Annotated in this window: 14 protein-coding genes; 5 read left to right on the top strand and 9 right to left on the bottom strand. The window is 45.6% G+C overall.

Translation table 11 applies throughout. From position 1 onward, the window contains the following. Nucleotides 1-253 precede the first annotated feature (253 nt). The gene (locus tag AN618_RS05220; RefSeq protein WP_066352903.1) at nucleotides 254-2,626 is read left to right on the top strand and encodes a homocysteine S-methyltransferase family protein; all 2,373 of its coding nucleotides are present in this window, start codon (nucleotides 254-256) and stop codon (nucleotides 2,624-2,626) included. On the opposite strand, the gene AN618_RS05215 is transcribed toward AN618_RS05220, so the two are convergent. The 8 genes from AN618_RS05215 to AN618_RS05185 form a co-directional block, all read right to left on the bottom strand. Further along, complete coding sequence (locus AN618_RS05215) at nucleotides 2,610-3,521, bottom strand: glycyl-radical enzyme activating protein (RefSeq protein WP_066352902.1); 912 nt, start codon at nucleotides 3,519-3,521, stop codon at nucleotides 2,610-2,612. The two genes, AN618_RS05220 and AN618_RS05215, sit on opposite strands and share 17 nt — an antisense overlap. Nucleotides 3,522-3,550: 29 nt before the next feature. Continuing rightward, nucleotides 3,551-5,983 carry a trans-4-hydroxy-L-proline dehydratase gene (gene hypD / locus AN618_RS05210; RefSeq protein ID WP_066352899.1) on the bottom strand — a complete coding sequence of 811 codons (2,433 nt, stop codon included), beginning with the start codon at nucleotides 5,981-5,983 and terminating at the stop codon, nucleotides 3,551-3,553. A 170-nt stretch (nucleotides 5,984-6,153) separates the two neighbouring features. Beyond that, nucleotides 6,154-7,602, bottom strand: coding sequence for a sodium-dependent transporter (locus AN618_RS05205; RefSeq protein ID WP_066352897.1), 1,449 nt, complete (start codon nucleotides 7,600-7,602; stop codon nucleotides 6,154-6,156). A 252-nt stretch (nucleotides 7,603-7,854) separates the two neighbouring features. After that, the gene (locus tag AN618_RS05200) at nucleotides 7,855-9,321 is read right to left on the bottom strand and encodes a sigma-54 interaction domain-containing protein (protein WP_066352895.1); all 1,467 of its coding nucleotides are present in this window, start codon (nucleotides 9,319-9,321) and stop codon (nucleotides 7,855-7,857) included. 134 nt (nucleotides 9,322-9,455) lie between these two features. Beyond that, nucleotides 9,456-9,758, bottom strand: a complete 303-nt coding sequence (locus AN618_RS13490; protein ID WP_222926336.1) for a hypothetical protein — start codon at nucleotides 9,756-9,758, stop codon at nucleotides 9,456-9,458. Between the two features lie 14 nt (nucleotides 9,759-9,772). Beyond that, nucleotides 9,773-10,633 carry a PP2C family protein-serine/threonine phosphatase gene (locus AN618_RS05195; protein WP_222926334.1) on the bottom strand — a complete coding sequence of 287 codons (861 nt, stop codon included), beginning with the start codon at nucleotides 10,631-10,633 and terminating at the stop codon, nucleotides 9,773-9,775. Further along, on the bottom strand, nucleotides 10,630-12,354 hold the full coding sequence (locus AN618_RS05190) for a [Fe-Fe] hydrogenase large subunit C-terminal domain-containing protein (RefSeq protein ID WP_066352894.1): 1,725 nt from the start codon (nucleotides 12,352-12,354) through the stop codon (nucleotides 10,630-10,632). The genes AN618_RS05195 and AN618_RS05190 overlap by 4 nt, the downstream gene beginning before the upstream one ends. Then, entirely contained in the window at nucleotides 12,345-12,611 is a 267-nt protein-coding gene (locus tag AN618_RS05185) for a (2Fe-2S) ferredoxin domain-containing protein (protein WP_066352991.1), read from the bottom strand. Before AN618_RS05185 ends, AN618_RS05190 begins: the two co-directional genes overlap by 10 nt. 208 nt (nucleotides 12,612-12,819) lie before the next feature. Here AN618_RS05185 and AN618_RS05180 point away from each other — a divergent pair, with 208 nt between their 5' ends. From AN618_RS05180 to vapC, 3 genes are all read left to right on the top strand, one after another. Beyond that, nucleotides 12,820-13,776, top strand: a complete 957-nt coding sequence (locus AN618_RS05180) for an aldo/keto reductase (protein ID WP_066352892.1) — start codon at nucleotides 12,820-12,822, stop codon at nucleotides 13,774-13,776. A gap of 68 nt (nucleotides 13,777-13,844) precedes the next feature. Continuing rightward, nucleotides 13,845-14,045 carry a type II toxin-antitoxin system VapB family antitoxin gene (locus AN618_RS05175; RefSeq protein ID WP_066352890.1) on the top strand — a complete coding sequence of 67 codons (201 nt, stop codon included), beginning with the start codon at nucleotides 13,845-13,847 and terminating at the stop codon, nucleotides 14,043-14,045. After that, nucleotides 14,042-14,440 (top strand): type II toxin-antitoxin system VapC family toxin, encoded by a 399-nt coding sequence (vapC, locus tag AN618_RS05170; RefSeq protein WP_066352888.1) that lies wholly within the window; start codon nucleotides 14,042-14,044, stop codon nucleotides 14,438-14,440. The genes AN618_RS05175 and vapC overlap by 4 nt, the downstream gene beginning before the upstream one ends. A gap of 72 nt (nucleotides 14,441-14,512) precedes the next feature. Here the strand turns inward: vapC and AN618_RS13485 are convergent, their stop codons facing one another. Further along, nucleotides 14,513-14,860, bottom strand: a complete 348-nt coding sequence (locus AN618_RS13485) for an S-methyl thiohydantoin desulfurase domain-containing protein (RefSeq protein WP_066352886.1) — start codon at nucleotides 14,858-14,860, stop codon at nucleotides 14,513-14,515. Nucleotides 14,861-15,029: 169 nt separating this feature from the next. Here AN618_RS13485 and AN618_RS14140 point away from each other — a divergent pair, with 169 nt between their 5' ends. Next, the gene (locus AN618_RS14140; RefSeq protein WP_425402672.1) at nucleotides 15,030-15,170 is read left to right on the top strand and encodes a recombinase family protein; all 141 of its coding nucleotides are present in this window, start codon (nucleotides 15,030-15,032) and stop codon (nucleotides 15,168-15,170) included. Nucleotides 15,171-15,324 lie beyond the last annotated feature (154 nt).

Here is a 15,324-nt window from a genome sequence, read left to right as displayed (position 1 = left end):
TCAGCAGGCACCATCGGCCATTCATAGAGCTTCGGCAAAGCCGATGCAGCAGTAATAGTAGCGGAAAATTCAACCCTTGCTGATGCGGTAGCAACTGCCACGGGCAATCGTGTTAAGTCCCCGAATGATATGAAGGACGCTTTAGAATTTGCCCTGAGCATAGAAGGAGTCATAGGAGCCTTGATAATCATTGGCGAACACTTAGGCGCAAAAGGTGACATCGAAATCGAAAAAATTTAAAGGAGGAAAAATCTTGAAGTCCAGCGAATTAATAGAGTTGCTCAAGGAGAAAATTTTGATATTTGACGGTGCTATGGGAACAATGCTCTTTAAAAATGGTCTTTCCCCGGGCTCATGTCCCGAATTGCTAAATATTGAATTCCCTAATGCCGTAGAAAACGTCCACAGGCTTTACATCAATGCAGGGGCTGAGGTTATTGAAACTAACACGTTCGGAGCGAATCGAATCAAGCTTTCCGCCTTTGGTATTGCCGATAAGGTAAAAGAATTGAATTACAGGGCAGTCGAAATCGCCCGAAAAGCCGCGGGAACAAAGGTTCTAGTTGCCGGATCCATAGGTCCTACCGGAAAGCTCATCTTTCCCCTTGGCGACCTTTCTTTTGACGAAGCTTACGCCGCTTTTAAAGAGCAGGCTGGTTACCTCCTGGAAGCGGGTGCAGACCTGATAATAATAGAAACCATGTCCGACCTTCAGGAAATGAGGGCTGCCCTCCTCGCGGTTAAGGAATTCGGCGATATCCCAGTTATATGCCAGATGACGTACGAAAAAAACGGAAGGACCATCACAGGCAGCGATCCGGAAACCGCAGCGAGGGTCCTTTCTGCCATGGGCGCCACGGTAGTCGGCTTAAACTGCAGTTTGGGCCCGGAAGAAGCAATAGAAATCATAAAAAAGATGGCCAGGGCAGGAGGCGTATACCTTTCTGCCCAGCCCAATGCCGGACTGCCCGATACAAAAGGCGGTGTCGAATCCTATGCAGTCACACCCGAATATATGGCCAAATATGCAAGGGAGATGGTCCGCCTGGGCGTTTCTGTGGTAGGCGGATGCTGCGGCACCACGCCGGAACACATAAAGGCTATTTCCGAAGCCGTATCGGATCTTCGCCCGCCCTTGCGCTTTCCTGACAGAAGGTGTTTTTTAGCATGCCGCACTCGCACCCTTTACATAGAAGGAAGAGGTCCTACGCCTTTCGTCGGAGAACGAATAAATCCAACAGCGAGAAAAAAGCTCGCAGAATCGATTAAAAATGGCGACTTCGGTCCTGTAATAAAGGAAGCCGAAGAACAGGTGAGGGCCGGCGCTTCTATTCTCGACGTAAACGTAGGGGTGCCGGGAATTGATGAAGCATCCGCAATGGCAAAGGCGGTGGAATCCATCCAGCGAACGGTTGATGTTCCCCTTTCCATAGATAGCTCCAACCCCGAAGCTATCGAAGCAGGCCTTAAATACTTTTGCGGCAGGGCTATAATAAATTCGGTAGACGGTTCTAAGGATAAGCTCGAGAAAATACTCCCCCTTGCCCGGCGCTACGGCGCTGCCTTAATAGGGCTTACGCTGGACGAAAGCGGAATTCCGGAAAGTGCCGAAAAGCGCCTGAAGGTCGCCCAAAAAATCGTCGAATACGCGGAAAAATACGGCATCGACCGCAACTTTATCTTCATCGATTGCCTCTGTCTTGCAGCCGGTGTCCATCAAAACCAGGCAATTGAAACTTTAAAAGCCATCAGCCTGATAAAAAAAGAACTTGGCGTGAAAACGGTACTCGGGATAAGCAATATATCCCACGGCCTTCCCTTCCGGAAGACTTTAAACGCAGCATTTCTTTCCATGGCTATAAAAGAAGGCCTGGACCTTCCGATAATAGACCCTCTGAGCCCTGAAGTAATAGGTGCCTTAAGGGCTTCCGATCTCTTGACCGACCGCGATGAGAGGGGCGAATATTACGTTTTCTCCGGGCGAGTAGAAAAAACTTCCGAGAAAACCTTGAAGGACGCGGTTATTAACGGCAATGCGGAAAACATAAAAGATCTGGCGGATTTGGCCTTAAAAGCCGGACATAGTCCGCTCGATGTCATAAACGAGATGGTCATACCTGCTCTAGAAGAAGTGGGCAAAAAGTACGAAACGGGCGAATTCTTCCTCCCCCAGCTCATCGCAGCAGCCGAGGCTGCCGAGATGGCCTTTTCCCATCTTCGCCCACTCATCAGCTCGGAAAAACAAAAATCCCACGGCACGGTAGTTTTAGCCACCGTCCGCGGGGACATTCACGACATAGGTAAGAATATCGTGAAATTGATGCTCTCAAACAATGGTTTTAACGTAATAGACCTCGGAGTGGATGTACCGGAAGAGAAAATTATAGAAGCAGCAATAGAAAGCAATGCCGACATAATAGGATTGAGCGCATTGATGACGACGACGATGGTCAGGATGAAGGACGTGGTGGACCTTGCAAAATCCCGGGGCATACCTTCCAAAATAATTGTGGGCGGTGCTGTTGTCACCGAGGAATTTGCAAAGATGATAGGGGCAGACGGTTACGCTCCCGATGCGGTTTCAGCAGTAAATCTGGTCAAAAAGCTGGTTAAGCTTTCACACTAAAACCTATTTTTTCAAAAGCTTCTTTTATGCGCTTCATGGTAGCCGGAGGCGGTGCGCTATAGTCCAACATTTTGTATTCCCTTGAAAGCCTTGCGTACTTTTCACTCACATCGTGGAAGGGCAAAAGTTCTATTTGCCTTATGTCTTTTAACGAAGATGCGAATTCCACAAGGCCTTTTACATTTTCATCAGTATCGGTAATACCTGGAACTACGGGAAGGCGAAGGAGCACGTCCTTGCCCCTTCCCTTTTCATCGAGAACTCGCAGGTTTTCCTTTATTGGCCCGTTGGAGACTCCTGTATATTTTTTATGCTCTTCTTCTCCTGCAAGTTTCAGGTCAAAAAGGAAATAATCCACATACTCCATAATTTCCTCAAAAACATCCCGGGGCGCAAAGCCCGAAGTATCAAGAGCGGTGTGGAAGCCGTGTTCCTTGCACTTTTTTAGAGCTTCCTTCAGAAAATGCGGCTGCGAGAGGGGTTCTCCCCCTGAAAAAGTAACGCCGCCGCCGGATTTGTCGTAAAATAGCACGTCCCTTTCCAGTTCTTTTATAAGCTCATCTACATTTATCACCCTCCCGACGAGCCTCATCGCATTCGTCGGACAGGCGTCGGCACATATACCGCACCCTATGCACAGGCTTCTTTCAATTCTGGGAAAGCCGCGTTCATTTTCAAAAAAAATTGCCCCGGCCGGGCATACCCCGGCGCAGGTCCTGCACCTCATGCATTTGTACTCCAAAAACATTATCTCATTTTTGGGCAATATGCCTTCCGGATTGTGGCACCACCAGCACCTGAGCGGACAGCCTTTCATAAAGACGGTGGTCCTTATTCCCGGCCCGTCGTGCACCGCAAAGCGCTTAATATCGAATATCAACCCGTTGTACGTCATTTAAATGCCTCCTTGTGGCATCAAATAAGCTAAATCTCCTTGTGTTCGGTCCTCGCTATTATCTCCTCCTGCAGTCCTTTCGGCAAATTCACGAAGTAGTCGCTGTATCCCGCCACCCTCACCATCAGGTCCTGGAAATCCGCTGGGCGTTTTTGGGCCTCTCTTAGAAGCTCCGCACTCACCACGTTGAACTGCACGTGGTGCCCGCCCATGTTGAAGAACGTTCTTATCAGGCTTGCGAGATTCTTCAGGTTTTCCTCGCCCTCCAAAAGGTCCGGCGTGAGCTTTTGGTTTAAAAGCGCCCCTCCGGTCTTATCCCAATCGCACTTCGCAACGGACCTGAAGACTGCCGCTATTCCTCTTCTGTCGCTTCCCTGCACTGGAGATATGCCCTCGGACACCGGAAAACCGGCTTTTCTGCCGTCCGGCGTGGCACCGGTGACCTTGCCGAAATATACGTGGGCCGTCGTGGGCAGGAAATACGCCCTTCTCGAAGCCCTCCTCACCGGCGTCGGCGGATAGCTTTCTATTATCCCGACTACCTCATCCACCAGTCTTTTCGCTATCTCGTCGGCGTAATCGTCGTCCTCCCCGTACCTTGGGGTCTTATTCAATATCCTCTGTCTCAAAATCTCGTATTTCCCTTCGAAATTCTGCCTCAATGCCCCTAAAAATTCTTCCATGCTCGTCGTCTTTTCATCGAAGACGTGGTACTTTAGCGAGCTCAAACTGAAAGCCACGGTGCCGAGCCCCACGAGCTGCACGTACTGCGTGTTGTACCTCGTCCCACCGGAATTGTAGTCCTTTGCTTTTTTCACGCAGTCATCTATCCAAAGCGACAGGAACGGCACGGGAAGCTGCCTCGAGTATATTTCCTCTATGATGTCGTTCCCCTTCATCTTTATGTCCATGAAATGCTTTACCTGTTTCATGAAAGCCTGCCACAGCTCTTCGTAGGATTTGAAGTTAGCCGGATCTCCGGTTTCGATCCCCAGCTTTTTGCCGGTCTGCGGGTCTATTCCGTTGTTCAGGGTAATTTCCAGAATCTTAGGCAGGTTGAAGTAGCCCGTGAGTATATAGGCTTCTTTGCCGAAAGAGCCCGTCTCAACGCACCCGCTGACTCCGGCCGTCCTCGCATCCTCCAAAGTCTTTCCTTGTCTTAACATCTTCACTATTACGCCGTCGAAGTTGAAAAACGGTGGTTCGCCAAACCCGGGTGCCACGACTTGCAGCGCCTTTATCAATATCCTGTCCGGGTTCTTGTTGCTGACGAGCAGCGCAGTGTTCGGCTGAAGCGTCCTCATTTCATCCAGTACTTCCAAGAGCAGGTAGGACACTTCGTTTACTCCGTCGGAGCCGTCCTTTTTAAGGCCCCCTATATTTATCTTCGTAAAATCGTTGTACGTGAAACTTTCTTCCGCCGTCACTCCCACCTTAGGAACCGCCGGCTGGTTGTTTACCTTTACCCAGAAAGCCTCCAAAAGTTCCTTAGCTTTCTCCCTAGTGAGCCTTCCTTCCTTTACATCCTTTTCGTAGAAGGGATACAGGTGCTGGTCGAATCTGCCCGGGTTGAAGGAATCCCAGGGATTGGTCTCATAGACCACTCCAACGTGAACGAACCAGTAGTGCTGCAGGGCTTCCCAGAAGGTCTCCGGCGCATGAGCGGGAACCTTGCGGCAGATTCTCGCCATTTCTTCAAGCTCTTTTTTGCGCTCGGGATTTTCTTCCTCTTGGGCCATTTTTTCCAATTTTTCTGCATAGCGCTGGGCGTATATCAAAATGGCATCAGCTGCAATGTCCATAGCCTTCAATTCTTCCATCTTTTCCTTATAATCCGGATCATCGGGGTTGAGTTCCTGCATACTCTTTTTTATCTCCTCTTTTATGTCGAGAACCCCTTTTTCAAAAATTCTCTCCCCACCAGCGGTATGTCCCGGAGCCCGCTGCTCCATGAATTCGGTCCATATCCCCGCTTCATAGGCATCGATCCATTCCTGCGGAAGGCTTGCAAAAAGTTCTTCCCTCACCGTCTTGCCCTTCCAGAAGGGAATTATCTCCTCTTCGTAAAGCTTTTTCGTCTCTTCATCCACTTTGTAGGGCATGTTTTCTCTGGAATCCAGAATTTCCAGGTCCTGCATGCTATGGGTGCATATTTCGGGATAGGTGGGCACCTCCTGCGGACCGGTTCCCCTGAGCCCCACGATAAGCTGGCCTTCCTCCACCGGCAGGCTCACCCGCTCCATCAAGTACTTGAAGGCCATGGCGCGCTGCACCGGAATGGACTCGTCTTTTGCTATGCCGCTCTTGTAAAATTCCGTTATGATCTTTGCCCTCTCGGCGGAGATTTTAACCTGAGCCTTAACGCTTTCTTCGCGAAGCCTCGCGATCCGCTCATTTATGGGACGGACAGCGGACCTCCTTTTCTGGATTTCTTTTTCAATGGCATCGCAGGGAATAGCCATAATATCCCCTCCTAAAATTTATAATTTTTATCTCTTCCTTTGTTCACCTTTTGCAGCAATATTTGCATAGTATAAGAAGCCACCCAAAAAAATGGAAATCATAATTACCATCCAAATTATAGTCTCATTCATTACTGACCCTCCATAACCTACAATTTTTTCTCGCTAGTCTACGACTTTATCCACTTCGCAAATTTGTCATTCATCAGGTACAACGCCAGCCCGACTATTACGAATTGCATTATTATCGTTCCAACGCTATCTTCCAGGAACGGATTCCACCAGTCAGTGGGATGCCATGTCAACGACCGCCATATCCACCAACCGAATAGCACTGCAAAAAGTACTGGGAACAGCATAATCCGAATATTGTAAGATTTACCTATCGATATATCGCTATCTGGATTTATTAATTCATTTCTAAATTTATCAACACCATATCTATAAACTGCAAAAGCAAACATAACACCGCTAACAAGAAGCGCAACTCCCCATACCCAATCCTGGTTGTTTAAAAACTTTATGTTGGCAGCCGACGGTATCCCAAAGATGAACACGGCAATCGATACAAGAATCGTAGCTTTTTTTCTGTCATAACCGGCATCGATATAATTGCGAACAATTACTTCCGTTTGAGGCAAGAGGGACGTTAAAGCCGCAAACGAAAGTGCTAAGAAAAACAGAGAAGCAATTAAAGCCCCACCTGGCGTCTCAGAAAAAAACTTTGTGAGATATATAAAGGTCAAACCGTAGTTTCCCGCTTTAAGAGTTTCAATTGACGCTGCTTCATTCGGCGAAAAGGCAAATACTAACGGCAAAACGGCCAGAGCTCCAGACATTGCCCCAAGCATGTCCCCGAAAACTACCATATGAGTATTAGCTACAACATCTTCATTCTCTTTTGTGTATACAGCATATGTTAGCATCTCACCCCATCCAGCCCCTGTAGACCATGATGCTTGTGCGAAAGCGTTTAACCAAACAGCGGGAGATGCCAAAGCAGCCCAATTCGGAACAAATAGATATTTAAGACCTAATGTTGCTCCCGGTTTCGTTAGACCCCAAATTGCCGTTATAATTAATGATATAAAAAGAGTAGGTATCATAACTTTATTAGCTTTCTCTAATCCACCTTGTACCCCTTTATAAATGATTATTCCGGCAATAGCAACAGCAATAAAATCCCACAAAATTCCTTTTATCGGATCATTTATGACATTATTCCACAAACTCTGGCTATCAAGTCCAGGCTTAAATGTGCCAATTAATGCCATGAAAAAATACCTCAAAGCCCAAGAAAATACCACCGCATAGTAAAACGTAATAGCAGCACATACAAAAGCACACCATGCACCTAACCAAGCGTACTTTTGTCCTACAAAATCCCTAAAAGAACCAACCGTTCCTTTCCTCATTCTCTTTCCAATAGCTATTTCAGTCATCATGAGAGGTATAGCCCACATAAGATTCGCTACAAGATAAGCAATAAGAAAAGATCCTCCATCATATAATCCTGCCATCCTGGGAAATCTCCATATATTCCCCGTTCCAACGGCCATTCCCAATGAAGCAAGAATGAATCCTAAACGACTTCCCCATTGTTCTCTTTTTTCGCTCACAATACCATACCTCCTTACCGTAATTATATTACTATGAATTCATTAAATTTTATATAATTCATCCCTCCTCTATATTTACCGTAAATTTATGTTTTTCCTTAATGTGATTTATGATTTGCTATTTTCATATATTTTTCAATTTGCAAATAGTGTGCCAACTGATTATTGCTCAATAATACTCAAAAAAACTTTAAAAAAGTAGTAGAAATAACTAGAAAAAAATTTAGCGTCCCTTTTTTGAGACGCTAAATCTCACATTTTTGACACTTTAAATGTAAAGTAATTCTTTTTTGTCAGCAATTTTTTATTGAGTCCATATTTTTTTACTTTGTTATGAAGGGTTTGCTTAGGTACCTTCAGTAGTCTCGCTGCTTCAGCGTAATTGCCATTTGCCGCCATTATCGCTTTCTGAATCAGGTTCTTTTCAAAATTGTTCACTGCTTCATTTAACGGCGGGAATCCAGCTTGAAGATCGACTCCGGCACAACATCCATCATCACCTGTCACTAAATCGCCAAAACTCCGCGGCAGATCCTTTAGTTCTATAATTTCCCCTTCGATGAAATTCATGGCATTTTCTATTATAGATTTTAACTCCCTTACATTGCCAGGCCACCGGTAATTCATGAAAAGCTCCATAACCTCCCGGGAAACACCCTTTACGCTTTTGCCCAACAATTTATTATATTGTTTTATAAAGTGCTCTACGAGAAGAGGAATATCTTCCTTCCTTTCTCTAAGCGGCGGAACCGTAAGTGAAATTACATTCAACCTGTAATACAAATCTTCCCTCAACAGCTTTTTCTCTACTGCCTTTTGTGGTGGTTCATTGGTAGATGCAATTATCCTCACATCCACAACAGTAGTCTTTATGCCTCCTATCCGCCTTATGACCCCATCCTGCAGAACGCGAAGGAGTTTTGCCTGCAATTCTATATCCATGGAATTTATCTCATCTAAAAACAGCGTCCCACCGTTGGCAAGTTCGAAAAGCCCCGGGCGGTCCTTTGCGCCGGTAAAACTTCCGGCAGTCGTCCCAAAAAGGATCCCTTCCAGCAACGTCTTCGGTAAGGCAGCGCAGTTTTGGGCAATAAACGGCTTATTCCTTCTTGTCAGGCTGGCATTGTGTATAGCCTGAACGAGAAGCTCCTTTCCCGTTCCAGTTTCGCCGTAAACAAGAATGGGCGATGGACTATCAGCAACTTTCCTAGCCTTTTCTATCAATTCCCTGATTGCCGGGCTTTTACCTATTATATCATCAAAGGTGTAAATGGCCTTGCAATCGCTGTAACTTTTTTCACAAGAAGCCTTCTTGTAAAGCTCCTTTTGAAGGGAGATAATCCTTTCAGAAAGATCCCTTAATGTAGAGAACTCCCTGTAAAGTTCAAACGCTCCCACTATTTTCCCGTTTTGTATTAGCGGCATCGTCGATGTCACAGTGGTTACCTTTTCTCCCTTGTAATTCAAGTAGGTCTGGACATAATCTATTAGTGGCTTCCCCGTTCTCAAGACGTAGTAAAAAGTACTTGTCTCGGGAGTCAAATCCGGAAATATCTCTAATATATTCTTACCCACCGCATCCTTCGGATCTATCCCCGCTATCTGGGTGACCGGCTCATTGTAAAACACAACATTAGCATTAGTATCTACAACGAGAATGCCCTGTTTTAAATGAACCAGCATGGATTCAAAAAGAAACTTGTAATCAAATCGGGTCATGCAGATCACCTCCCTCCTCCACAACCCGATAAAAACATTCTATACTATCCTTATTGCTTGCCTTTACACAATTTTACTATTATATTGACTTATTGTAAATTGCCAAAAAATAAAGCGGCCTAAAAAAGGCCGCATCAATAATACTCAACATTTACCCTTTTGCCCCATTTTTTAAGAATCCGGGCTATCTCTTCAACCACCTTAACCTTATCGCGGGATATCTCAAGAAAAAAATCTTTTTCGTGCGCCGGATTCACAGCTTTCCCTACCAAAAAATTTACGTGGGTCGCCTGGTTTATCAAAATATCAACCAAAAGCGATGCTCCATCCTTTTTTCTCTTTATATCCCTTAGCAGGGGTATAGTAAAATTATTCGCATTTGCGAGGTTTCTCAGCTTTTCCAGGCACTTCGTAAGGGTTATCAGCCCTTCCGTCACCAGATCTATCCCCTCTATTTGTGCCGTGGGGGGATCGAAGGATCGGCGTATTCCAGCTTAGTCACTATCTCCCTTCCGGTCTCCCTTGATACTATGTTGGCGGTGGTACCTCCGCATACTACCTTCTTCCCGCTGCTTTCTAAAAGCTTTCGCACCACCTCTTTGTCTTTTGATTTATCCTCCGGCGGGCCTACCAACAACGTCACCAATTCCGAATTCCTCACGCCTACGCCCACTACAGTCGCATCATCGCCGGGAGCACCAAAATAAAGGTGATCCGAGGTTTCTATGAGCCTTTCCACCATTTCAGCTACCGAATATCTTTTTCTCGCCATCCGCTCCAGATATTCAGCCACATTTTCCCACTGCCATCCCAGGTTCAAAAGACCCCCGACACCGGCGTGAATTATTCCATCGCTCACGAGGAAAATCCTATCTCCCGGGAGGGCGGTAAAATCGCACTCGTAAATCCTCTTTTCTTCTACGTAAAATTCCCGGCGCGGCATTTCGATGACCTTTCCGTTTCTGATATATATGGCCGGCGGGTTATCGAATTCAAAAAGCTTTCCCTTCCCCTCATCGCTGATTTCCAGTATAGAAAAGGTGCTGTACGCCAGCTTTCTCACCCTGCATACGGGGAGCGTATTAGCTATAGTCCTCACCACTTCTTCTATCGAGGCCTTCTCTTTTAACATGGTGGAGGCAATTCTCACTGTAAGCGTTGAAAGTATATTGGCCTTTACTCCGCTCCCCAACCCATCGGCCATAACAGCGATTATGCTGTCTTCTGACTGAACCACCTCTACGCTATCGCCACAAAGCTCCTCGCCCTTTTTATTTAAACTTTTTGCAAAAACTTCTGTAAACACTTTCACGGCTCTTTTCCCCCGCTCTTTACGAGCTCAATTAGCCTGAGCAAAAGAACTTTGCTTTCCGCAGTAGTCTCGCCCAAAAGGCCGGCGATTTCCTGAGCCACCCTCATTTGCTTATTTATCACTTCCTGGGCTTTCTTCACCGTTTCCTCCCTCACCCTCTCAAGTTCCTTTCTTTGTCTTTCCTGCTCGCTGATATCCTGCATAATGACGAGAGCCAGCTGTGCATCTTCTATATACAAAATGCTCTCGAGCACCGTCATAAAATCGCGGGGGTAATTTTCCTTCTTGCTGGAAAGGGAGGATTTGTTGACAAGGACCCACCCCACATCCCCGTCGTCCATAAAGTCCGAAAGAGGCCTTCCCAAAACTTCTTCCTTTTCTACACCCAGCATTCTTTCACCGGCCCTGTTTATTTCCCTCACCTTCAAATCCTTATCCACCAAAATTACGGCATTGGGAGTATTGTCTATTATGAGATTAGCAAGGGATTCGGCCCTGGATCTCATATAGGGAATGCACATGTCGACTTCTGCCATTCCTCTAAAAACCGCCGCCGCTTTTTCCCTGCAAGAAGAATATCCGCACGCACCGCAATTTAGCTCCTTTTCTGGCGAAGTCTTACCTATTTTATATAGGATCTTCTTAATGTCCTCTTCAGTGGGCTCTGCAATATTTGGAACCTTGCGCTCGAAGGTCCGGCCAAGGTCAATCTCGAAAAGATAATCTCTTATTTTTGAGTTCTCCACTCTCCGGTTTTCTCTGATGAAAGAAAGTAGCTTTGCCCTTCTTTCGTAAAGCGAATTTTCCCGCGGCATCATGGGACCGCCCAAACACCCTCCGCTGCAGGCCATCATTTCGAGAATTTTGGCATTTACCTTGCCTTTTTCAATTGCATCTAACAGCTCCTTGCACTCTTCTATACCATCCGCCACTAAAACTTCTTCCGAAAGAAAATCCCCTTTTATGTGCGAGGTCTTCAAAAGGCCTCCAGGCAGCGGGTAATTTCTGGCCTCAAAAGGTTCAAGGGTGCTTTCTTTCGCGTATACGTCTACCAATGTGGAAGCTTTGTTCTCTTCACTCAACCATTCCTTCAGCTCCTGGAAGGTTAACACCGCATCCATGTCTCCAGAAACGCTACAGTCCCTTGCTTCGGCCTTTTTTGCGACGCATGGCCCTATAAAAACTACCTTTACGTCTTTTCCGAACCTTTTCTTTAAAAATCGGGCATGGGCCACCATCGGCGAAACCAGGGGAGCCAAGTTTTTCATGAGCGCCGGATGGTACTTCTCGACCAGGTTCTTTACCACGGGACAGGCCGTCGTTATGACAGGGTAAACATCGCTTGTTTCCGCTACTTTTCTGAACTCGCTGGAAACGAGTTCGGCCCCCACCGCCGTTTCTTCCGCACCGCAAAAACCCAGATTCTTTAGCATCGTATACATTTCGTAAGGGCTTTTTACATCAAAGGCCGCCGGATAGGACGGAGCAATGGAAGCGATAACCCTTTCTTTTGATTTAATAAAATCCTTCACGATTTCAAGCTCGCTTTTTACCTTCTTCGCATTTTGCGGGCACTCGATGACGCATCTTCCGCAAAACACGCAAAGGTCCTCCACTACCTCCGCCTGGCCACCGGAAATCTTCACGGCCTTTACCGGGCAGTGCCTCACGCACCTGTAACAATTTTTACAGTTGGCCCTCGATACGCTTATTACTTGCAAATCACATCATCCTTCAAAATATTATTTTTTATTTCTTCCACCAAATTCGCCACATCCTTAGGAGAGATGGACGAATAATAATTTTCCCCCAGCTTTACCGTGACGCCTTCTCCGCATCTTCCCAGGCAAAAACCGGCCTTCAGCCTTACTTTATCTTCCAGCCCGTAAACTGAAAGGATCCTTTCGAACTCCTTAATAACCTCGTATGCACCTTTTAAATGGCATGAACTTCCCACGCAAACCGTTATTTCAAACATAATGATACACCTTCTTTTTGACGATTTAAGTATTGTTATATTTTTAACAAATATTTTCAAAAAAATTAACGTCCACCTTAATTATACAACAAAACCACGATATAATGAAAGGAATTCGTGAAATTCCGTAGAACTGATAACTATACAGCACTGTGTAAAAGGGTACGCTTAGCTAAAATCCTGACGGAATTAGAAGGAGGCTGATGAGATGAAGAAAAATATTCTGGGGAAAACCGGAATAGAAGTGACGGAACTTTGCTTTGGAGCCCTTCCAATGGGGCCTCTGCAAAAAAATATGGACCTTGAGTCTTCCACGGAAGTGGTAGCATACGCCCTTAAAAAAGGCATAAACTTCGTGGATACTGCCCAGATGTACAGGACTTACGATCCAATCAGGGAAGCGGTAAAGCTCACCGGAATAAACCCCGTAATTTCAACCAAATCAACTGCGTCATCATACGAAGAAATGGAAAGGGCCATCGATGAAGCCTTAAAATCCCTTGACAGAAACTACATAGATATCTTTTTCATGCATGCAGCAAGGGTAGACGGGGATGTCTTTGAAGTGAGAAAAGGAGCCTTAAAATGCTTGATGGACTATAAAGCCCGGGGATATATAAAGGCTGTCGGAATTTCTACCCACAATGTAAAAGTGGTAGAACTTTCATCATACCGGGACGACCTGGACGTAATATTCCCCTTAATAAACTTCAAGGGCATAGGTATATTGGGAGGCAGCGTTGATGATATGAAACTGTCTATCGAAAAAGCTTTCAAATCCGGCAAAGGCATCCTGATAATGAAGGTTCTGGGCGGCGGCGCGCTTTTGAAGGATTATAAAAAAGCCATGGACTTTATAAGAAACATGAAATGTTACCATTCAATTGCCATTGGAATGGTGAGCAAGGAGGAAGTGGATTTTAACGTAAATTACTTTAACGGAATTTACGAAGAAGAAAAACTGCCCGCTTTCTCGGAAGAACAAAAGAAGTTTATGGTTATGGAATTCTTATGCAAGGGCTGCAAATCCTGCGTAGAAGCTTGTCCAAATTTTGCCATAGATTACGACGAAGAAAAGAAAAAAGCCCGGATAAACGAGGGAAGGTGCCTTACCTGCGGTTACTGCACCGCCTCCTGTCCGGAATTTGCAATAAGGGCGGTATGAAAAGGAAATAATACTTTGTTGAACGAATAATTTATGTGTATTATAATACACATCAGGAGGTGTATGCGATGCGGACGAACATCGTTATTGATGAAAACCTCATTAAAGAGGCCTTAAAACTTAGCGGGTTAAAAACTAAAAAAGAAGTAGTCAATCTAGCTTTAAAAGAATTTGTAGAAAACAGAAAAAGAAAAAATTTACTTGAGTTAAAAGGCAAAATAAAGTTTGACGTGGATTATGACTACAAAAAAATGAGGGAAAGTAAATGATTTTAGTCGATACATCCGTTTTAATAGCTTTTTTTAAGGGTGTAGAAAATGAAAAGGTAAATAAATTTGTTGAAGTAATAAAGAACAACATCCCTTTTGGAATTAACAACTTCATCTACCAGGAAATACTGCAAGGGGCCAAAACGGAAAAGGAATTTAATTTACTCAGAGAATACCTTGGAACTCAAAAATTCTACGATCTAAAGCACGGAATAAAATCTTACGAGAATGCCGCAAAACTATATTTAAAGTGCAGAAAGAAGGGAATCACTATTCGTAGTACTATCGATTTGCTCATAGCACAGACAGCTATTGAAAACAATCTCTACTTGCTGCATGACGACAGAGATTTCTCACTACTCGCACAAGTTGATAATAGATTAAAAGAATACTGAGATTACTATTAATAGAGTGGGGAGGCGGCTAACCTCCCCACATCACCGGACATGCGTGTCCGTATTACTTAATCATAAATTCACAAGTTCCTCCACTGGAACGTAATCTTCGTCATAGCCGAAATACTTCGGCCCGAAAGTTTTGATTCCCATTTCTGTCCTCATCTTCTCATCCGCAGGCACTACCACTATGGTTCCCCGATAGCCATATTTTACAATATCGGTCCTTATGGGCTCTCCGGTTTCCGAATCGAGGATGAGTATCAAATCAGGCATCGTCACGGTTATGGAAGATTCCCTCGGGAACCCGTTTACTATGAATGCCACATCGGTGGAAGTCCCGCCTATATCCATCACCACGCCGCTATCTATGCCCGAGAGGTAAACCGCGCCCCTTACGCTGGCCGCCGGTCCTACCAATAGTTGCCTTATTTTTTAATCAATGCTATACTTAAAGTATGAAACCTGAACTCGAGGAACATTACCCTTTACGCAAAGCTGCAGAGATACTGGGCGTCCACCCGATAACCCTACGCCGGCCGTCGTCTACGCGCGCGTTTCATCGGCCAAACAGGCCGGAGCGGGGAACCTGGAGCGCCAGAGGCAATGTCTGGAAGAGTACTGCCGCTCCAGGGGCTACGATATAGTGGCGGTAATCGCAGAGCAGGGTTCGGGGTTGAACGAAAAGCGCAAAGTACTCGCAAGGCTTTTCAGGATGGCCCGTGAATGAAAATGGGCAAAGAGTTCCGAAAAAAAGTGAGGGAGGCCATGTGGGATGCAGCAAAAAGTGAATAAGCCTACCGACATGATGACCATACCAGGCAGAATATACCCCGACCAGGACGCACAGGAAAGGCTGGTCTCCTTCATGCGACGTTTCCAGG

This window comes from Fervidicola ferrireducens (assembly GCF_001562425.1).
Taxonomy (GTDB): Bacteria; Bacillota; Thermosediminibacteria; order Thermosediminibacterales; family Thermosediminibacteraceae; genus Fervidicola; species Fervidicola ferrireducens.
The sequence above is the reverse complement of the archived record's forward strand: the minus strand, read 5'-3'. Positions and strand labels throughout refer to the sequence as shown.